This is a genomic window from Streptomyces sp. bgisy130 (assembly GCF_057708345.1).
Genome location: NZ_JBYISA010000007.1, coordinates 246,277 through 264,759, shown reverse-complemented (window position 1 = coordinate 264,759; position 18,483 = coordinate 246,277). Strand labels below are relative to the sequence as shown.

At 72.9% G+C, this 18,483-nt stretch carries 15 protein-coding genes and 1 pseudogene; 6 read left to right on the top strand and 10 right to left on the bottom strand.

Annotation, left to right across the window (positions count from 1 at the left end; translation table 11 throughout):
* Positions 1-174 precede the first annotated feature (174 nt).
* The 5 genes and pseudogenes from AC3EUV_RS12910 to AC3EUV_RS12890 all read left to right on the top strand — a co-directional run bounded on the left by AC3EUV_RS12910 (position 175) and on the right by AC3EUV_RS12890 (position 5,493).
* Positions 175-878: pseudogene (locus AC3EUV_RS12910) on the top strand (class I SAM-dependent methyltransferase).
* A gap of 228 nt (positions 879-1,106) precedes the next feature.
* A complete protein-coding gene (gene asnB, locus AC3EUV_RS12905) occupies positions 1,107-2,957 on the top strand; it encodes an asparagine synthase (glutamine-hydrolyzing) (RefSeq protein WP_435602939.1) in 1,851 nt (616 codons plus the stop codon).
* 205 nt (positions 2,958-3,162) lie between these two features.
* Positions 3,163-3,552 carry a GntR family transcriptional regulator gene (locus AC3EUV_RS12900; RefSeq protein WP_435602938.1) on the top strand — a complete coding sequence of 130 codons (390 nt, stop codon included), beginning with the start codon at positions 3,163-3,165 and terminating at the stop codon, positions 3,550-3,552.
* A gap of 135 nt (positions 3,553-3,687) precedes the next feature.
* On the top strand, positions 3,688-4,464 hold the full coding sequence (gene ddaH / locus AC3EUV_RS12895) for a dimethylargininase (RefSeq protein ID WP_435602937.1): 777 nt from the start codon (positions 3,688-3,690) through the stop codon (positions 4,462-4,464).
* A 69-nt stretch (positions 4,465-4,533) separates the two neighbouring features.
* Positions 4,534-5,493 carry a pirin family protein gene (locus AC3EUV_RS12890; RefSeq protein ID WP_435602936.1) on the top strand — a complete coding sequence of 320 codons (960 nt, stop codon included), beginning with the start codon at positions 4,534-4,536 and terminating at the stop codon, positions 5,491-5,493.
* A gap of 249 nt (positions 5,494-5,742) precedes the next feature.
* Here the strand turns inward: AC3EUV_RS12890 and AC3EUV_RS12885 are convergent, their stop codons facing one another.
* The 9 genes from AC3EUV_RS12885 to AC3EUV_RS12845 all read right to left on the bottom strand — a co-directional run bounded on the left by AC3EUV_RS12885 (position 5,743) and on the right by AC3EUV_RS12845 (position 14,669).
* Positions 5,743-6,510 (bottom strand): class I SAM-dependent DNA methyltransferase, encoded by a 768-nt coding sequence (locus AC3EUV_RS12885; RefSeq protein WP_435602935.1) that lies wholly within the window; start codon positions 6,508-6,510, stop codon positions 5,743-5,745.
* A gap of 90 nt (positions 6,511-6,600) precedes the next feature.
* Complete coding sequence (locus AC3EUV_RS12880; protein WP_435602934.1) at positions 6,601-7,563, bottom strand: LLM class flavin-dependent oxidoreductase; 963 nt, start codon at positions 7,561-7,563, stop codon at positions 6,601-6,603.
* Positions 7,550-7,864 (bottom strand): phosphopantetheine-binding protein, encoded by a 315-nt coding sequence (locus tag AC3EUV_RS12875; protein ID WP_432145498.1) that lies wholly within the window; start codon positions 7,862-7,864, stop codon positions 7,550-7,552. Before AC3EUV_RS12875 ends, AC3EUV_RS12880 begins: the two co-directional genes overlap by 14 nt.
* Before the next feature lie 76 nt (positions 7,865-7,940).
* Positions 7,941-9,305: an aldehyde dehydrogenase family protein gene (locus AC3EUV_RS12870; protein ID WP_435602933.1), complete on the bottom strand. Its 1,365-nt coding sequence runs from the start codon at positions 9,303-9,305 to the stop codon at positions 7,941-7,943.
* Between the two features lie 65 nt (positions 9,306-9,370).
* Positions 9,371-10,078, bottom strand: coding sequence for a cupin domain-containing protein (locus tag AC3EUV_RS12865; RefSeq protein ID WP_432145496.1), 708 nt, complete (start codon positions 10,076-10,078; stop codon positions 9,371-9,373).
* On the bottom strand, positions 10,075-11,283 hold the full coding sequence (locus AC3EUV_RS12860; RefSeq protein WP_435602932.1) for an SIS domain-containing protein: 1,209 nt from the start codon (positions 11,281-11,283) through the stop codon (positions 10,075-10,077). Before AC3EUV_RS12860 ends, AC3EUV_RS12865 begins: the two co-directional genes overlap by 4 nt.
* The gene (locus tag AC3EUV_RS12855; RefSeq protein ID WP_432145494.1) at positions 11,280-12,089 is read right to left on the bottom strand and encodes a BtpA/SgcQ family protein; all 810 of its coding nucleotides are present in this window, start codon (positions 12,087-12,089) and stop codon (positions 11,280-11,282) included. The genes AC3EUV_RS12860 and AC3EUV_RS12855 overlap by 4 nt, the downstream gene beginning before the upstream one ends.
* Before the next feature lie 34 nt (positions 12,090-12,123).
* Positions 12,124-13,695: a pyridoxal phosphate-dependent aminotransferase gene (locus AC3EUV_RS12850; protein ID WP_435602931.1), complete on the bottom strand. Its 1,572-nt coding sequence runs from the start codon at positions 13,693-13,695 to the stop codon at positions 12,124-12,126.
* Positions 13,696-13,760: 65 nt separating this feature from the next.
* Positions 13,761-14,669 carry a TauD/TfdA family dioxygenase gene (locus AC3EUV_RS12845; RefSeq protein ID WP_432145492.1) on the bottom strand — a complete coding sequence of 303 codons (909 nt, stop codon included), beginning with the start codon at positions 14,667-14,669 and terminating at the stop codon, positions 13,761-13,763.
* Positions 14,670-15,082: 413 nt separating this feature from the next.
* Between AC3EUV_RS12845 and AC3EUV_RS12840 the strand changes: the two genes are divergently transcribed.
* A complete protein-coding gene (locus AC3EUV_RS12840) occupies positions 15,083-15,610 on the top strand; it encodes an NUDIX domain-containing protein (RefSeq protein ID WP_432145491.1) in 528 nt (175 codons plus the stop codon).
* On the opposite strand, the gene AC3EUV_RS12835 is transcribed toward AC3EUV_RS12840, so the two are convergent.
* Positions 15,600-18,362: a helix-turn-helix transcriptional regulator gene (locus AC3EUV_RS12835; protein ID WP_432145490.1), complete on the bottom strand. Its 2,763-nt coding sequence runs from the start codon at positions 18,360-18,362 to the stop codon at positions 15,600-15,602. The genes AC3EUV_RS12840 and AC3EUV_RS12835 overlap by 11 nt on opposite strands.
* Between the last annotated feature and the right edge of the window lie 121 nt (positions 18,363-18,483).

Below are 18,483 nucleotides of genomic sequence, written 5' to 3'. Positions count from 1 at the left end.
CCCACCGTGCGACAGGCGCTCTCTCAGGGTGGCGCCGCCGCACTCGACCGGCCTTTTCCACGGTACCCCCGCACCCTGTCCGGGCGCTCTTCCCGGCGCCCGCCACCGGCCCGCGCAGCAGGCCCGGAAGCCGTGTCCGCCGCCGTTGTCAGTGGGTGCTGCCACCATCGGCACATGAGTCCCGATGCGCCCGCCGATCCGTCCCGTCAGCCCGTGACCGATCCCCTCAACCCACCGCTGCCGACCGCCGACGCCGCCTATTGGGAAGCGGCCGCCGCATCCTTCGACGAGGAGCCCGACCACGGTCTGCGCGCCCCCGCCGTCCGCTCCGCCTGGGCCGCCAGGCTGCGCTCCTGGCTGCCCGCCGGGCCCGCCGCCGTCCTCGACCTGGGCTGCGGCACCGGAAGCCTCTCCCTGCTGGCCGCCGAGCAGGGCCATCGCGTCACGGGCATCGACCGCTCCGCGCGCATGATCGAGCGGGCGCGCACCAAGCTCGCGGGCCGCGATGCCGCGTTCCTGGTCGGTGACGCCGCCGAACCACCCGTGGGGGAGCGGCGGTTCGATGTCGTCCTGGTGCGCCATGTCCTGTGGGCCCTGCCCGATCCCGCGGCCGCGCTGCGGCACTGGGCCGGTCTGCTCACCCCCGGTGGCCGGCTGGTGCTGGTGGAGGGCCGCTGGGGCGAGGCCGACCCGATAGGTCTTCCGGCCGGCGAACTCACCACCCTCGTCGAGCCGTTGGCGGTGCGCACACGAGTGGAGAGCCTCGCGCACGAAGGGGTGCTGTGGGGCAAGGAGTGGCCGATGAGCGGTATGTGCTGATCGCCGACCTTCCCCTGAGCGCGTGCCACGCCTCGGCCACCGCCAACTCGCGCATGTAACACGGCTCTTCGGGGGCCGGCCGACGGCGCCGCCCTGAGGTGAAATTGCCGCGTCTTTTCCGGTGTGCGGGCCCCGCTTTGCCGCTGCTTTCCCGAAATGCGGTGCGCGCGTGGCCCGTTCCGGGCGTTCCGGGACGGCTTGTGTGGCCCGTACACCTATCCGCGCGTACGGTGCCTGCCGCAGGCCGCCGCCCGGATGCGACGGCCCCCGAAGGAGGAGCCGCGAGCATGTGCGGAATCACCGGATGGATCTCCTACGACCACGACCTCACCAGAGCGCGCGCCACCCTTGAGGCGATGACCGAGACCATGGCCTGCCGCGGCCCGGACGCGGCCGGCCTCTGGTCCGACACCCATGCCGCGTTCGGCCACCGCCGGCTCGCCGTCATCGACCTCGACGGCGGCAAGCAGCCCATGACCGTCACCCATGACGGCCGCACCCTGCTCGTCATCACCTACAGCGGCGAGGTGTACAACTACCGCGAGCTGCGCGCCGAACTGGAGCAGTTGGGCCACACCTTCCGTACCCGCAGCGACACCGAAGTGGTGCTGCACGCCTACCTCCAGTGGGGCGAGGCGTTCGCCGAGCGCCTCAACGGCATGTACGCCCTGGCGCTCTGGGACCCACGAAGCCGGCAACTCCTGCTGGTCCGCGACCGGATGGGCATCAAGCCGCTCTACTACCACCCCACCCCCGACGGTGTGCTGTTCGGCTCCGAGCCCAAGGCGATCCTCGCCCACCCCGCCGTACGCCCCACCGTCGACGCCGAGGGCCTGGCCGAGCTCATCACCTTCACCAAGACCCCGGGCCACGCCGTCTACCAGGGCATGCACGAGGTACGCCCCGGCCATCTCGTCCGGGTCGGCCGCGGCGGGGTGACCGTCAAGCGCTACTGGGCCCTCACCGCCCGCGAGCACACCGACGACCTCGGCGCCACCGTCGCGCACATCCGCGCGCTGCTCGACGACATCGTGGACCGCCAGCTGATCGCCGATGTGCCGCTGTGCACCCTGCTCTCCGGCGGCCTGGACTCCTCCGCCCTCACCGCGCTCGCCGCCCGCGCGCTGGCCGCCCAGGGCCGCGGCCCGGTGCGCTCGTTCGCCGTCGACTTCACCGGCTACACCGAGAACTTCCGGCCCGATGATCTGCGCGGTACCCCCGACGGGCCGTACGCACACGCCCTGGCCGAGCACGTCCGCGCCGAGCACCAGGACATCGTCCTGGACACCGCCGCCCTGATGGACCCCGGCCACCGCGCCGCGGTCCTCGCCGCCCGCGATCTGCCGAACGGCTTCGGCGACGGCGACACCTCCCTCTACCTGCTGTTCAAGGCCATCCGCGAGCAGTCCACGGTCGCGCTGTCCGGCGAGTCCGCGGACGAGGTCTTCGGCGGCTACCGCTGGTTCCACGACCCCGAGGCCGTGCACGCCGACACCTTCCCCTGGATCGCGGCCGGCCTCTCCGGCCGGTTCGCCGGGGGCGGCGGCACCCGCGAGGCGCTGCTGGACCGCGGTTTGCTGGGCAAGCTCGACCTGCCCGGTTACACCGCGCGCCGCTATCGCGAGGCGCTCGCCGAAGTGCCCCGCCTCGACAGCGAGACCGGCCTCCAGCGGCGGATGCGCGAGATCAGCTATCTGCATCTGACCCGCTTCGTGCAGATCCTGCTCGACCGCAAGGACCGGGCCAGTATGGCCGTCGGCCTGGAGGTCCGCGTCCCGTTCTGCGACCACCGGCTCGTCGACTATGTCTTCAACACCCCTTGGCCGATGAAGACGTTCGACGGCCGGGAGAAGTCGCTGCTGCGCGCCGCCACCCGCGAGGTGCTGCCCGACGCGGTGGCCGACCGGGTCAAGAGCCCCTACCCCAGCACCCAGGACCCGCGCTATATCGAGGCGTTGCGCGACGAACTCAAGGAGCTGGCCGCCGACCGCGCCGCTCCCGTCCGGCCGCTGCTGGACTCCGGCGCGCTCGCGCAGGCCACCGCCGACGGCGCGACGCCCGGCATCCGCCCCGGCGCCGAGCTGGTCCTCGGCATGAACGCCTGGCTGCGGACGACGGGCACCACCCTGGAGCTGTGACCCCTCCCGAGGGGATGCCTCGCCGGGGGTGACACCTCCCGAGAGGTGAGACCTCCCGTCACGGCGGGCGCTCCTGACGCACAATGGATGCGACAAACACGCGCACCGACGGGTACGCGCACGCGCACGCATCCCGGGGACACACCCCAGGGGTACGCGCCGTCGCGCATCCGCCCGCCCCACCACCAGCACCAGGAGCGCCACCGTGTCCCCGCAGACCTTGAGCATCACCATCGATCCGGCCGCGGCCGCCGCGCCGTTCGAGCAGGTACGCACCCAGATCGCGGATCAGGCCAGGGACGGCGGTCTGCCGGTCGGCTACAAACTCCCCACCGTCCGCGGTCTCGCCGAAGAGCTCGGCCTGGCCGCCAACACCGTGGCCAAGGCCTACCGCGCCCTGGAGACCGACGGCGTGATCGAGACCCGCGGCCGCAACGGCAGCTTCATCGCGGCGGCCGGGGAGGCCGCGGACAAGGAAGCCGCCGCGGCCGCCAAGCACTACGCCCGCCGCGCCCAGCGCCTCGGCCTGGACCACCACGCTGCCCGCGCGGCCGTCGAGAACGCCCTGCGCGCCACGTACGGAGCCGACGACTGACCGGGCCTGCCGCCCCCTGGCTGGGCCTGCCGCGCGCCTGACCGCGTCTGCCGCACGCCGACCCCGGCCGCGGCCGCGGCCACCGCACCGACCCGACCGCACCCCGATCCACCGCCCGAAAGGAGCCGCAGCCGCATGCCCAGCAAGCAGGCGCTCGTCCGCCGCCCCGGTCCCCGCCTCGCCGAGGGGCTGGTCACCCATATAGACCGGCGTCCGGTCGACCCCGCCCTCGCCCTGCGCCAGTGGGAGTCCTACGTCCAGGTGCTGCGCGACCACGGCTGGCACATCACCGAGGTCGCCCCCGCCGACGACTGCCCCGACGCAGTCTTCGTCGAGGACACCATGGTCATGTTCCGCAATGTCGCCCTGCTCGCCCGCCCCGGCGCCGGAGAGCGGCGGCCCGAAGTGGCGGACGCCCGCGCGGCCGTCGAGGCGCTCGGCTGCTCCGTCAACGAGATCCGGGCGCCCGGCACCCTGGACGGCGGCGACATCCTCAAGGTCGGCGACACCGTCTACGTGGGCCGCGGCGGCCGCACCAACGCCGAGGGCGTCCGCCAACTCCGCGCCACCTTCGAACCGTTGGGCGCCCGTGTCGTCGCGGTACCGGTCAGCCGAGTACTCCACCTCAAATCCGCCGTCACCGCGCTCCCGGACGGCACCGTCATCGGCCATCCGCCCCTGGTCGACGACCCCGCCGCCTTCCCCCGCTTCCTGCCCGTGCCCGAGGAGTCCGGCGCCCATGTCGTGCTGCTCGGCGGCGGCAAGCTGCTGATGGCCGCCGGCGCGCCCCGCAGCGCGGAGCTCTTCGCCGACCTGGGCTATCAGCCGGTCGTCGTGGACATCAGCGAGTTCGAGAAGCTGGAGGGCTGTGTGACCTGCCTGTCCGTGCGGCTGCGCGAGCTGTATGCGTGACGGGGCATCCTCCCCGGCGCTTCGTGTGCCTGCCCGGACCGCACCGCTGACCGTGCCTATCGTGGCGCCATGAGCAACCTCGATCTCAGACCCGCGCCCAGCCTGTGCGGCGGCACCGGCCGCACGGGCCCGGTCCGCGACGTCCAGCCCGGCAAGCAGGTACCCCTCGGCGAGAGCACCGTCGTCCGCCGGCTGCTGCCGAACCTCGGCCGGCGGATGGTCGGCGCCTGGTGCTTCGTCGACCACTACGGTCCGGACGACATCGTCGACGAGCCCGGGATGCAGGTGCCGCCGCATCCGCACATGGGACTCCAGACCGTCAGCTGGCTGCGCGAGGGCGAGGTGCTGCACCGCGACAGCCTCGGCAGCCTCCAGACCGTACGGCCGCGGGAACTGGGCCTGATGACGTCCGGCCGGGCCATCGCGCACTCCGAGGAATCGCCGCACGGCCATGGCCCGTTCCTGCACGGCGCCCAGCTCTGGGTGGCACTCCCCGGCGCCCACCGCGACACCGCGCCGTCCTTCGAGCACCACTCCGACCTGCCGGTGATCAACGGCGGCGGCCTCTCCGCCACCGTCATCCTCGGCGAACTGGCCGGCGCCACCTCGCCCGGCACCACCTACTCACCCTTGGTCGGCGCCGACCTCACCCTCACCGGCGGCACGGACACCCGCCTGCCGCTCGACCCCGACTTCGAGTACGCGGCGCTCACCATCTCCGGCGAGAGCGAGGTCGACGGTGTCCGGCTGGCCCCCGGCTCCCTCCTCTACCTCGGCTGCGGCCGCACCGAGTTGCTCCTGCGCGCCGACTCCGACAGCAGCCTGCTGCTCCTGGGCGGCGAGCCGTTCGAGGAACAGATCGTGATGTGGTGGAACTTCATCGGGCGCTCCCAGCAGGACATCGAGGACGCCCGCGCGGACTGGACCACCGGCTCCCGCTTCGGCACCGTCCACGGCTACGACGGCGACCGACTGGCCGCTCCCGAACTCCCACCGGTGACCCTGAAACCTCGGGGAAGAGTGCGCTGACCTGCGGAGATGAGTGAGGGGGAGGTTGCCGCGCAGGGCGGTCGGGCCTTCTTCCGGGCAGGGACGACCCGGTCCGGAAAAGGCCCGGACCCCTGCGCGGAGCGGCCGTTGGCGCCGCCGCCCGGTCAGCCGGTCAGTCCTCCCCGACCCGCGCTCCGGCGGACCGTGCCAGCGCCCGGGCCCCGGGGCTGACGCCCCACCGGGACCGCCGGTACCCGGCGTCGGGGGAGTCGGCCGTCCGGTGCTGGATCAGAGCTTTCGCGCGCGGTAGATCGTGCGGCACGGCACGTCGGTGCGCGAGCAGGAACCCGAGTCGCACTTGAGGTCGAGGCCGCCGAAGTCGTGGGAGAGCGGCTCCAGTCCGGCCGCGTGCAGTGCCTCGGTCACCTCGGTGCTGTCGTAGTACCAGCTCGTCAGTGTCTGGTCGACCCGCTGGGCCCGGTCACCGGTGTCGAACACCCCGGAGACGCGCAGCATTCCGCTGCGGCTGCCGGTGTCCCATACCCCGCGCTTGACCACGACCGCCTCGGGGCTGTCGGTGAGCGTGGCGTGGTTCCAGTGGAGGAAGTGGGACTGCTCGTAGAGGTCGAAGAGGAACTCGCCGGACGGTACGAGGGCGGCGGCTACCGAGGTGAAGCACTGACCTAGATCGTCGGGGGAGGGAAGGTGGTTGAGGGCGCCGTCCAGGCTGACGCACGCGGCGACGGTGGTGGGCAGGTCGAAGGAGCGGGCATCGGCCTGTAGTACGCGGAAGGTGCCCTCCTCGATGCGCCCGGTGTGCCGGGTGCGTGCGAGATCGAGCATGGCCTTGGAACCGTCCACCCCGTACAGGGTCCATCCGCGCTCGAGGAAGTGCGCGGCGGTCACGCCGGTGCCGCAGCAGATGTCCGCGGCGGTGAGGTTGTCCCCGGCCGTTTGTGCCAGGTGCTCGGCCAGCTTCGGGGAGAAGCGGTCCACCCAGCCGGTGTAACTGCTGTCGAAGAAGGCGGCGAATCCTTGGGAATAGTAATTGGCCATACGGGTTTCCCTTCTTGTCGGCACCGCTCAGGGCACGCGAACGTCGGCACAGTGGTGTTGTGGGGGTTTGATCTTGGGCGGACGTCGGGCTCACGCCGGGGCGGAGGCGGGGCGCAGCTGCGGGATCACGCGCTCGGCGAAGAGCGTGACGGTGTCCTGGTCCACCGGTGGGCGGATCCCCAGCACGAAGTCGGTGACGCCCAGTTCGCGGTAGGGCAGCAGTGCTTCGACGCACTGCTCCGGCGTACCGAAGACCAGATACTCCGGCCAGACCGGCGAATCGGGCGGGAAGGTGTGACGCAGCCGGTCGAGTTTGCCCGGCAGCTCCGCGGGGTCGTCGACGAGCAGGGCGCGGAAGGTCATCGAGCGACGGATCTCCGCCCGGTCCCGGCCGGCCCGCTCGCACTCGTGGTCCAGCTGCTCCACGCGTCGGCGATACCGGGCCGTGTCCGTGAGCAGGCTGTTCCACACGTCGCCGTGCCGTGCGACCACCCGCAGTACGGGCCGGCTCGCACCGCCGACGACCAGCGGCAACCGCGGCTGCACCGGGGCGGGGCGGAGGTAGCCCTCGGTGATGCGGACGTGCTTGCCGGTGAACGAGAACCGCTCGCCCGACCACAGGCCCCGCAGGACCGCGGCGGTCTCCTCCAGCATGTCCAGTCGCTCGGTGCGTTCCGGTTGGCCGAAGCCGTACTGCGCGTGCGCCAGATCGGCGCCGCCGACGCCTATGCCGATTTCCACCCGCCCGGCGCTGACGTGGTCGATGGTCGCGGCGAGCGCGGCCAGCATCGCCGGATGACGCCAGGCCACCGGCGCGACCATGAGCGCGGCGCGGATCCGGTCCGTCTGCGCGGCCAGTGCGGAGAGCAGGGTGGTGCCCTCGAAGCACGGGCCTTCCGGACCGCCCATGGGTGGTCGCAAGTGGTCGAAGATCGAGCACCAGTCGTAGCCGAGTTCCTCGGCCCTGCGCCACAGTGCCAGGATCTCGTCGTACGTCTCGTACTGCTGCCCGGAGTGGACTCCGAACCTCAGTGCCGGTTCAGGTGACGGCATCTTCGGCCCCCGCATCGCCCGTCACGTCTTTCTCCTCGTCCACCACGGACGCGAGTGCAGTGGTCAGCGTCCGGATGCTGTGGAAGGTCTCCGGGGTGATCAGCTCGTCGGGGAGGCTGAGACCGAACTCGCTCTCGATGGCCACCAGCGTCGCGACAGTGCCCAGGGAGTTCAGCCCGGCGTCCCGCAGCGGGAGGTCCGGCGTCAGAGCGGCGCCGGCCGCGTCGGGCAGCTGACGGGCGACGAGTTCGCGGACCGTCTCGCTCAGAGCGTCACCGGTTCGACCGGCCCTATCACTCATGTTTCTCTTCTTCTCCTTCGTCGGCCCGGCCGGGCACAGCGGACCCGGGCCGGGGGCAGGGGCCCGGCCGGGGGCGTCAGTGCGTGTGGAGGCGCACGGTGACGGTCTTGGGACGCTGGTACTCCGTGAGGGCGAGGACGCTCATGTCCGTGCCGTGCCCGGAGCTGCCGCGGCCGCCGTGGGGGAGCTCGGGGCTCTGGTCCAGGTGGCAGTTGACCCAGACCTCCCCGGCGTTCAGCTCGTGGGCCAGGGCGAGCGTGGTGGCCGTGTCGGATCCCCAGACGCTCGCGGCGAGTGCCTGCCGTACGGAGTTGGCCAGGGCCACCGCCTCCTCGACGGTGTCCACTGCCTGGACCGTCAGCACCGGGCCGAACACCTCCTCCACCACGGCCGGGTCGTCGGGCGCCAGATCGGCGAGGATCCGTCCGGGCCGCCAGAAGCCGTTCTCCTGTCCCCGCTGGGCCGCGATGTCGCCGACATGGTCGATGGCCGCCGCGCTGCTTCCCACGATGCGGTCGTAACGCGCCGCCTGGTCGGCGTTGTTGAGCGGTCCGAAGTCGGCTCCGGCGCGCCGGTTGCTCATCGCCTTGGCCAGCCCGGCGACGGTCCGGTCGTAGTTCTCCCGCAGGGTGATCACCCGGGCCGGCGCGGCACAGCTCTGACCGGCGTTGTACGTGACGGCCCGGACCAGCTCCTCGCAGGTGTCGTCGGGCGCGTCCGGGAGCACCAGGGCGGGGCAGTTGCCGCCCAGTTCCAGGCTGACCCGGTGCAGTGCCGCCCGGCCGGCGACATCCTGGCCCCCGGCCTCGCTGCCGGTGAAGGCCACCATGTCGATGTCCTCGGCGACGAGCAGCCGCCCGGTGTCACGGTCGCCCGGTACCGTCACCAGCGCGTCAGGGACCAGGGCGGTGGCCGCGTCCCGGGCGAGCAGCATGGCGGTGTCCGGAGTGGTCAGCGCGGGTTTGAGCACGACGGTGTTGCCGGCGGCGAGCGCCGGCGCGATGCGCCAGGCGGCCATCATGAGCGGGTAGTTCCAGGGCACGATCGCCGCGACGACGCCCATGGGCTCCCAGCGCACCCAGCTCTCGCGGCCGCGTATCCGACGGCCGCCCGCGGGTGCGGTGTCGGCACGTTGGGCGCCCGCGTAGAACCGCAGCAGATCGGCGCAGTTCTCGACCTCGCCCTGTGCCTCGGCGTCGGGTTTCCCGGTACCGGCCTGCTCGGCCGCCACATACGAAGCGGCGTTCTCCTCGATGAGGTCCGCGAACCGCAGCAGGCGTCGCGCCCGCTCCCGGGGAGTGAGGCCGGCCCAGCCGGGCTGGGCGCCGCGGGCGGCCGCCACCGCCGCACGGGTCTCGGCTTCGCGGCCGACGGTGAGGGACCACCGCTCCCGGCCGGTGCGCGGGTCGGTCAAGGGCAGCGTGAGGGTGTTCTGCGACATCGTGGGCCCTGCTTTCCAGGTGGTTTCGGGTCAGGAGCTGGCAGGTGGTGCGACGACCCGAGGGTTCAGCCGAGCCGGTGCGGGGAGTGCGGGCAGCCCTTCGCGGCGAGCTCCTCGCCGCTGGCGCCCTCGATGTCGCAGATGCGGCAGGTGATCCGGCCGAGATCACCCAGGAGCGCGGTGTACGCGGTGAGTTCCTGCCGTTCGGGGCTGTCCAGGTGACGGTGCGGAGCGCCTACGGCGAGGATCATGTGGTCGGTCACCGCGCCCACCGCGTGCGTGAGGGCGCCCTCCACCATGTAGACCTGTCCGGGACGTGTCTCCACGATCTCCCCGGCGACGGCAATGGTGCCGGTGCCCGCCAGGACGAACAGCAGATGGTCCCCGGGGTGGGTGTGCGGGGCGAAGCCACTGCCGGCGGGAACGTGCAGGATGTCGGCACCGACATGACCGCTGGAGAGCAGCGAGCGTCCGGTGGCGTCGTCGGTCTTCGACACCCGGGTGGGGCCGGGGGCCACCGTGATGCCGAGCTGCTGGGTCGTCCCGTCCAGCCCGAGATCAGCGGCCCAGTCGCAGATCAGCAGGGGCGAGCGGCGGAGGCCGGGCTCTTCGGGGGACGGGAGCGACGAAGCCTCCGTGGCTTTCGCGCGGCCGAGGACCGACAGCAGTTGCACCGCCTTGGCCTCGCGTTCCGCCGCGGGGAGGTGGTGCAGCTCCTTGCGCAGAATGTCGATGGTCTCTTCGATGGGCAGGCTGTGGGTGGTCTCGGTCATGGTGCTTCTTCCTTCACTGTCTCGGGAGTGGTGGGTGGGAAGGGGCGGGAGCGGCGGGCCGCCTCGTGGCGTGCCGGAGCCGGCGGGGCGTGCGGGGCGCGGCCGGCGGCGAACGGGACACGGTTCAGGCACTGGGCGAGGTGACAGGCAAGAGGGGCGGCGAACAAGTGGTAGAGCAGCGGGGAGAATTCCTCGCGCACCTGCCCGTGGACGGGCAGCTCCGCCCAGGCGTGGAGGCCGCCGAGGTGGTCCGCGGGTGCGACAGCGATGACCCGTCGTCCCAGCTCGGCGGCGCGCTGGGCGACCCGGCGGGCGTGCCCGGAGCAGCGGCCGTCCGGGGCCAGCACGAAGACCGGGAGATCGCGCGGGCCGGCGAACCGCTCGACGTGGCACCACTCCTCCAGGTCCTGGCCGACGGCGAAGACGGCGGAGGTCTCGATGGCTTTCGCCGCGCTGTACAGGGCGCTGCCATGGGACGGTCCGCCACCGAGCAGGGTCAGCACCGGCGCATGCGCGATCCGGTCGGCGATCTCCCGGGTCCGCCCGATGTTCTCGCCCACGGTGGCTTCGACCGCGTCGGCCAGGGTGCCGAGTTCGTCCCGCAGGAGGCCGGCCGTCGCGCGGTCCAGATGTCCACGCGCCTGCCCCAGGGCTATCGCCAGCAGCAGCGCTCCGAGGAGGCTGGCCTGGTAGGTGCGTACGCCCGGAGACGGCTCCTGGCGGGGCAGCGCGAGCTGGACGGTGCCGTGTGCGGCCCGGGCGAGCGGGCTTTCCGCTCCTCCGGTGAGCGCCACGACCGCTCCCCCCTCCGCCCTCGCCTGCTCGGCTGACCGGACCACGAGCGGGCTGCTGCCCGAGGCGGAGATCGCGAGGGTGAGCACGCGGGCCGGTGAGGAGGGGGCAGCGGACTGCCGGTAGTGGGTGAAGGGCAGCGCGCTCACCGGCCGGCAGTCCACACCGGCGAGGGACCGGAAGGCCATCTCGACGGCCCGGGCGGCATGGTCACTGTCCCCGTTGCCCACGATGACCACCGACTCGATGTCTGCCAGGCCCAGGGAGCCCGGCAGGTCTCGGACCTGTTCGGCGAAGGGCGCGGCGTGGGCCCGTATGTCGTCGGCGAGGCACCGCACCTGACGGAGCACCACCTCCGGCTCCAGCTGCGGCGGTCCGGCCGGGCCGGGACCCGGGCGGTGTGCGGGCGTCATCGCTCGGCCTCCCGGACGATGTCGACGTAGCGCCGCACCAGGTCGGTATCGACCGTGCCGCCCCAGCCCTCACGTTCCAGGCAGGTGCCCACGAACGCCCCGTCCGCGGCGGCGAGCAAGCGTGCCGCGTTGTCGTGGTGCGTGTGTCCGGCCAGGATGACGGGCAGGTGGGGCACGGCCTCGCGAACGGACGCGATCATGCGCAGTGCCGTGTGCTCGTCAGGGTGCGAGAGCGACACCGCGTCCGCGCCGACGGTGCGGGCCGCGCGCGCCACCTCCGCGGTGGTCTTTTCCCCTCCGTGCCAGGTGAAGTGCATGGAGTCGATGTCCGCCACGATGCCGACCCGCTCCGCGCCGAGCGAGCGGCGGTAGCTCATGACCTCCAGCGGATCGGGCCGCACCATGCCGTGGGCGGTGAGGGTCTGCCCCACCAGGGCGCCGGCCCGGACGTAGTCGCCCCCGGCCACCTGTGCCACGGCGAGCGATGCCCTGGTGGCGTTGCGCATCATCTGCACACCGACGCGGAACGCCCCGCCGGTCGCCTCCACGACCGCGCGTGTGATCAGGCCCATCGCGGCGGTACGTGCCGGGTCCGACTCGTCGGCGACGCTGTAGACCCGGTCGACCGTCTGGATGAGGCAGCCGTCCGCCCCGCCGTCGTACAGGGCCCGGGCGGACGCCACCGCCGTGTCGAGGATCTCCGGGAGGGTGTCGGGCTGATGGAAGGGAGTGCCGGGCAGGGGCGCCAAGTGCACCATGCCGAGGACGAGTTTGTGCCTGCCGTCCGGTACGGGCCAGGAGTTCATGCGGCCCCTCGCTCTTCGTGGTGGGGGGAGGACGTCACCGGGCCGCCCTGGTCGTGAGATGGGATCCCAGCCGGTCCAGAGCGGGTGCGAGCTGCTCCCAGGGACGGGCGGTGGTGATCCGCATGACGGCACCGGAGAAGCAGAAGGTGAGGATGCCGGGGAAGAGGGACACCCCCGTCTCCCGCAGCACGTCCCGGAAACATCGGTAGGAGTCGTCCCAGCCGGGCAGTTCCAGCGCGGTGTTGATGGAGAAGCGCGGCGTGAGCACCCGCGCGGGGGTCTCCGCCAGGCGGACGGTGGCCGCGTCGCGGAGCACGGTGAGCTCCTCGGCCCTGCGCAGCCGCTCCGTCCGGTAGGTGCGGTAGGCGTGCCGCAGCCGCTCCACGTCGAGTCCGTAGGACGCCTCGAACTCCTTGAGTTCAGCGGTTCCGGGCTCGTCCAGGCCGGTGATCAGCCAGCGCTCCATGCGCGCCAGCACTTCCACGATCGTGTAGAAGAACGACGGCGGCCCGCCGAACGAGGAGGAGGCGTACTCGTAGTACTCGGCGATGAAGGCGGGATCGGCGAGGAACCAGCCCGCCTTGAGCCCCGGCGCCGACCAGGTCTTGGACAGGCTGGAGACCCGGACGACATTGGGCGCGCCGCGCGCGGCGGAGCGCTCCTCGTAGGCGCCCAGCCACTCATGGCACTCGTCAAGGACGATGACGGTGGAGGGGGAGGCCGCTTGGATCAGCCGTTGCAGGCCCTCCTCCGTGACGGCCGCCCCGGTGGGGTTGCCCACGGTCTGGAGCATCACCAGCGGGGTGTCGGGCGTGAGCGCGGCGAGGAGCGGCTCGATGGAGGTCTGCCCGTGCGCACTGTCCAGGGGGACGAGCTGTATGCCGTGCCGGCGGGCGATCGTCTCGACCAGGGGCGGGTAGTTGGGGATCGCGCAGAGCGCCGGTGGTGTGGACGGGGCGACGTCGTGGAGGACGAAGTCCGCCAGCGTGCTCACGGCGAAGGTCCCGCCCATGGTCATGGCCACGTGTTCGGGCCCGTAGCGCACGCCGTCGAGCCGGGCGGTCTCGTACGCGGCGATCGCCTCGCGTGCCGGGTAGCGCCCCCGCGAGTCGGAGTAGCCGTACCAGTCGCGGTCCAGAGCGAACCGGACGCATTCCTTCAGGCTTTGCGGGAGACCCCACCGTTCCTCGTCCACCGCTCCGCCGGAGAGGATGTACTGCGCGTTGTCCCGGAGATCGCCGTACAGGTCGTCACGGAAGTACCAGTTGAACAGCTCCTTGACGAACCGGACGGTCGCCCGCGAGCCCAGCACCTGCTCCGGTTCGACCGAGCGGAGCCGGCGGCTGTCCCGCCACTGCTCGGCCAGTGCCGGATGGTGCGCGTGGCTGCCCAGTTCGTTCTCCACGCGGCCCAGCCACAGGTTGCGCAGTTCCAGGGGATCGTCGGGGCGGCGGGCCCGGGCGAAGACGTCCAGCACCCGCTCGTCGATATGGGTGGCGAACCTGTCGGATAACCCGGCGGGCCGGGGTGCCCGCCGGGACATCGCCAGGGCGTCCTGCGACGCGTGCGAAGGACGCGGCAGCAGAGGGGAGTCGAAAAGTGTCATCGGCTTCTCGCAAGGAGTGGTGGGGAGTGGCCTTCGGTGGGGGTCCGGCGCGGGCGACTCGGCTCCTAGCGGATGCGGAGGCGCTGGAGGTGCCGTTGCTCTCGCGGGGGTGTCGCGGCACCGGCGGTCCGGCCGTGGAAGTAGTACGTGTTGTCGATCACGACGAGCAGCCCCCGGCGCCAGCGCACCGCGAGCGCCTCTTCGGGCGCGTACATGGCGGTCAGCAGCTCGCGCAGGGCCCCGTTGACCGTCTCGGGGTCGGTGTCCGGCCGGTCGTGCGTCCACCGCAGCTCTTGATCGAGAAAGTCGCGGAAGGAGAACACCCAACGCCCGTCGACATGGCGCGCGAGGGGCGGCGCCGCCGGACTGTCCCGGTAGCCGGTACGGGAAAGCAGCTCCAGGGTGCCGGGCGACAGCCGGCGTGCCACCTCCCGCATGGGCACCAGCACCGTCCGGGCGTGCGCGGTCTCGTCGCCGGGATGGACGCACATGAGCACGATGTACCGGGGCTGCCTCGACACCTCGGCACCGCTGCTCTCGGAGTGCAGGGAGAGCGAGTTGCGGGCGAAGGGCTGGAGCGACACCTCCGCCGTGGGCGCGTGCCGGCTGCGGAGGTTGAGGATGACGTGGTCCTGGACGAATGGCTGTACCGCGGGATCCGTTTCCGGGGTCGCGGTGCCCAAGCCCTCGCCGAGTGTCATGAATCGCTCGGCGGACAGCGGCTGGTCGAGCTGAACGACGGCCAGGCCCTGACGCCACAGCTGCTCGGTGATCTCCTGGTGCAGGCCGCGGACGTCCGCCTCCTGCTCCCGCAAGGGGGCCGCTGTCGGACCGTGCAGGGGCGCCGCGTTGCCCAGCAGCCGTTCCCTGGGTGCGAGGTGGGGGTCGGACGGCGACGCCCGGAAGCTTCCGTGCGTGACCTCGCGCTCTGCCGCACATAGGGCTTCGGAGGATGCGAAGGCGGGCTGTTCCATGCCTTGTTCCTTTGCTCGGACGAATCAGCTACCGGACGCCAAGAAACTGTGGAGCGGGGGTATTCGGCCCCTCTCGATGACGCTGACGGTCAGAAAAAAGGGGGTCACCATGGACGGCCGAGGCGTGCTGGTGAAGAGCTCTCTCAGTCCCTCACAGGGCGGTACTCCTGCGGCCTCGGCTCGGCACGCGGAGCACTCTAGGGGCGGTGCCGGAATCACTCGGGAATCACGCGGAACCGCCGTGGACCACGGGCGATAGCCGGCCGATTAACCGGGAATTCTCCGGAGATCGTTACGGTGTGAGCCGTCCGAGAATTCGATACTTCCTACGGGCCGCCGGGGTACGACGGCACCCTTACCGGCCCCGCCCGCCGCAGCTCCTCATGCGGGCCCCGGCATGAAACGAGGCGTTCATGGGATTCACGCACGGGCGCCGTATCGCGCACTGCCCGTATTGCGGCCACGCCTACACGGACAGCACGAGCTGGCCGTTGCACTGCCCCGCGTGTGAGGAGACGCTCTGGCGCAACCCGCTGCCGGCCGCGGTCGCCGTCCAGCCCGTGACACAGGAGGACGGCTCCCGGGGCATCGTCGTGATCCGCCGGGCTCTCCCGCCGGGGCGGGGCCGATGGGCCCTGCCCGGTGGATACCTGGAAGTCGGGGAGAGCTGGCAGGAGGCGGCCGTGCGCGAACTCCGGGAGGAGACCGGGCTCATGGCCCCGGCGCACGGTGTGCGTCTCTTCGGAGCGCACAGCACTCGGGACACCCTGGAGCTTTTCGCGCTGCTGCCGACGCGTGCGGCCGCGGGACTGCCCGAGATGGCGCGCACGGCCGAGACCGAGGGCTGCTCGGTGCTCGGCGAAGCGGTGGAGCTCGCCTTTCCCGGGCACACCCGGGCCCTGGCCGCTGCCCTGGCCGGCCGCTCGCTGCTCACGCCATGAAGGACAGACTCCCTTCCAGCCAGGCCGCCACCAGCTCCACCCGCGAGCGTCGGCCGGTGCGCTGGAACAGCCGGGCCAGCCGCTGTTCGACGGTCTTCTCACTGCACGCCAGACGGGCCGCGATCTGCCGGTTGGTCCCGCCCTCGCCGACCATGCCGATCAGCTGCACCTCCGCCTCGCTCAGCCCCTCACGGGCCGAACGGCCCCTCGGCAGCGGCACGTTGCGGCGCTGCGCCGACCGGCCGAGCAGCACGCGCCCGGGACGCCCCAGCGACAGCAGGTGGGTGTGCCGGGCTGCCTCGGCCAGCCACGGCTGGGGATCGTCGCCGACCTCGGCGAGGACCTGGCAGCAGTACAGCATCATGTGCCGGTCGCCCCGCCGCTCGGCCGAGCGGTAGGCGTCGTGCGTGCCGTCCGCGTCGCGGTCCAGCACCCCGCGGGCGACCAGCAGCGCCTCCCGGGTCATGGCCGTGTCCACCTCCGCGTGCAGTGCCGTGAGCTGCTCCAGGGCCTGCCGCGCCTGCTCCGGCCGGGTCTCCTCGGCGAACTCCAGGATGCGCAGCAGCACCCTCTCGGCCCCCGTGAGCAGCCCGCTGCCGCGCGCCCGCCGCACGTCCTCCCACGCCTCCTCCAGCGCCGCGTCCCGCTGCCCCGACCAGTACCGCACCCCCAGCCGGGCGCGGGCGACCAACGGGTGCACGACCGTGCCGGGAATGCGGTCGAGCCACTCGCGGGCGCGTACCAGGTCACCGCGGAAGCAGTGGATCTCGGCCGCCAGTGCCCGGGCCAACTGGCTGGTGCCCGGCCCGCCGCAGACCCCGCCGCGGCGCTCGATGCCGCGGGCCGCCGACAGCGCGTCGTCCCAGCGCCCGGCCAGGTAGTCACGGACCATGGCGTGGTAGCGGCCGGCGGCGCTGTGGTCCGCGCGTATGGAGCGTTCGCCCAGCACGGAATCGAAGGCGCCCGCCAGGTCACCGTAGGCCGCGGCATCACGCAGCCGTCCGAGGGCCGCATCGCAAGCCTCCTCCCGCCGGAGGCCCTGGACGGCCCGCGCCAGCTCCTCGTGGCCGCCCACGGCGGCGGCCAGCGTCCGCAGCTCGGCCCGGGACGGCAGCGGACCGTGCCCGTCGGGCAGCCGGCCGCTCTCCGGGGAGGGTTCCGCGGACGGCGGCCCCGGGGTGAGCGGACCGATCCCGTAGCGGCCGCCGAGCGCGGCCAGCAGCGCCGCCCGCGGCATCCGCGCGAACACCTCCCGGGGCACGGTGCCGTCGTCGCAGGGCGGCCGGTGCTCGTGCAGCGCGGACAGCCCCCAGGCGAGCGTGGCGAACTCCAGCCCGCCGCCGTCGGTGGGGCCGGGGTCCCGCAGGCCGGCGAGGATCGGTTCGCCCAGCGCGAGGACGCCGGCGTGGTCGCCGCACCCCAGCGCCAGTTCGGCGGCCTCCCGCAGCACGCCCAGCGTCGCCGGGTAGTTGGGCGGCAGGCGGCGCAGCGCGGACAGGTAGGCCCGCGCCGCCCGCGGGTGGTGGGACCGGGCGTCCTTGGCGGCGGCCGCCAGCAGCAGCGGCACCGCCACACCGTCGTTCAGCGCGGGACCCGCGGCCGCGACGTGGTCGGCCAGCAGCGGATGGCAGGCGCCCGCGGTGGCGGGGCCCAGCCGCTCGGCGACCGTCTGCACGACGGCGGCGTGCAGCGTGCGGACGTCGCGTCGGGACGGCAGCGTCCGCAGCGCCGCCGCCAGCGCGGGGACGGCGAAGGCCGGCCGGCCGTCCCCGTCGAGGGTCAACGCCCGCTCCCGCACCAGCCGGTCCACCGTCCGGCCGAGGTCCGCCGCGAACACCGCGCACGCCGGGATCAGGCTGTGCAGGTCCGCCAGCCGCAGTTCGGCGCGGTGCAGGAGGCGGGCCAGGACGACGGCGGCGTCCGTGCCGTCGGCGGTGACCCGTTGCAGCGGTTCCGCGTCCACGGTGAGCCGCAGGTCCTCCTCCCGTCCGGCCAGGCAGGTACGGCCGTCGAGGTCGACCAGGCCGTCGTCCTCGTCCAGCGCGGTGAGCACCGACAGCACCGCCGCGGGGTTGCCGGCCAGCGGGCCGAGGGACCGCCGCACCGCCGTGAGCAGCGCGGGGTCGGCGGGACGGCCGAGGCGCTGTCCGACGAGCTCGCCGACGTCCTCCGGCCGCAGCGGCGGCAGTTCGAGCACCCGGTCGGCCGCCGTCGCCAGGCCGGGCGCGCCTGCCGGGCCCCCGGGCACCGGGCGCCCGGCCATCACCACCGGCAGGCCCGCGGGCCGGAACACCCGCAGCATCAGCTGGAGCGCGGACGCGGTCGGCGGGGGCATCCGCTCGGCGCCGTCCAGGACGAGGGCGAACGGCACCTGGCAGGCCGCGTCCGCGAGGGTCTCGCCCAGCGTGGACAGCAGCGTCAGTTCGCCGCCGTCACCGGAGCGCGACTGCGCCCGGCGCACGGCGGTGATGTGGGCCAGGAGCCGGCCGTGCCGGACCTCCGCGAGCACCTCACAGACGGCGTCGGCGAGGCCGGCGGCCCCGGTCGGCCCGCCGGCGGTCTCCCAGGACAGCCGCAGCACCTTGGCCCCCGCCCGGACCGCCGCGTGCCGCGCCTCGTCCAGCACGGCGGTCTTGCCCGCCCCGGCCCCGCCGGTCACGAGCAGGGTCCGCGCCGTACCGGCCGGACGCAGGGCATCGGCGATCAGGCCGACTTGGTGGTCCCTGCCGACGAGAGATGCACGGCGTTCCACTGGACTCCTCACTCGCTTCGGCCCACGTCGACCGGGGCCGTCCCGCCGATCGTGACGTCGTCGCGGGGGACGGCCATAATGCAGGCTCCGACGGGACCGGCGCACCGGTCCCGTCGCGCGC

Excerpts from the sequence above, each read along its gene's own strand:
- asnB (WP_435602939.1), top strand. The coding sequence starts at position 1,107 with ATGTGCGGAATCACCGGATGGATCTCCTACGACCACGACCTCACCAGA.
- ddaH (WP_435602937.1), top strand. The coding sequence starts at position 3,688 with ATGCCCAGCAAGCAGGCGCTCGTCCGCCGCCCCGGTCCCCGCCTCGCC.
- AC3EUV_RS12890 (WP_435602936.1), top strand. The coding sequence starts at position 4,534 with ATGAGCAACCTCGATCTCAGACCCGCGCCCAGCCTGTGCGGCGGCACC.
- AC3EUV_RS12885 (WP_435602935.1), bottom strand. The coding sequence starts at position 6,510 with ATGGCCAATTACTATTCCCAAGGATTCGCCGCCTTCTTCGACAGCAGT.
- AC3EUV_RS12880 (WP_435602934.1), bottom strand. The coding sequence starts at position 7,563 with ATGCCGTCACCTGAACCGGCACTGAGGTTCGGAGTCCACTCCGGGCAG.
- AC3EUV_RS12875 (WP_432145498.1), bottom strand. The coding sequence starts at position 7,864 with ATGAGTGATAGGGCCGGTCGAACCGGTGACGCTCTGAGCGAGACGGTC.
- AC3EUV_RS12870 (WP_435602933.1), bottom strand. The coding sequence starts at position 9,305 with ATGTCGCAGAACACCCTCACGCTGCCCTTGACCGACCCGCGCACCGGC.
- AC3EUV_RS12865 (WP_432145496.1), bottom strand. The coding sequence starts at position 10,078 with ATGACCGAGACCACCCACAGCCTGCCCATCGAAGAGACCATCGACATT.
- AC3EUV_RS12860 (WP_435602932.1), bottom strand. The coding sequence starts at position 11,283 with ATGACGCCCGCACACCGCCCGGGTCCCGGCCCGGCCGGACCGCCGCAG.
- AC3EUV_RS12855 (WP_432145494.1), bottom strand. The coding sequence starts at position 12,089 with ATGAACTCCTGGCCCGTACCGGACGGCAGGCACAAACTCGTCCTCGGC.
- AC3EUV_RS12850 (WP_435602931.1), bottom strand. The coding sequence starts at position 13,695 with ATGACACTTTTCGACTCCCCTCTGCTGCCGCGTCCTTCGCACGCGTCG.
- AC3EUV_RS12845 (WP_432145492.1), bottom strand. The coding sequence starts at position 14,669 with ATGGAACAGCCCGCCTTCGCATCCTCCGAAGCCCTATGTGCGGCAGAG.
- AC3EUV_RS12840 (WP_432145491.1), top strand. The coding sequence starts at position 15,083 with ATGGGATTCACGCACGGGCGCCGTATCGCGCACTGCCCGTATTGCGGC.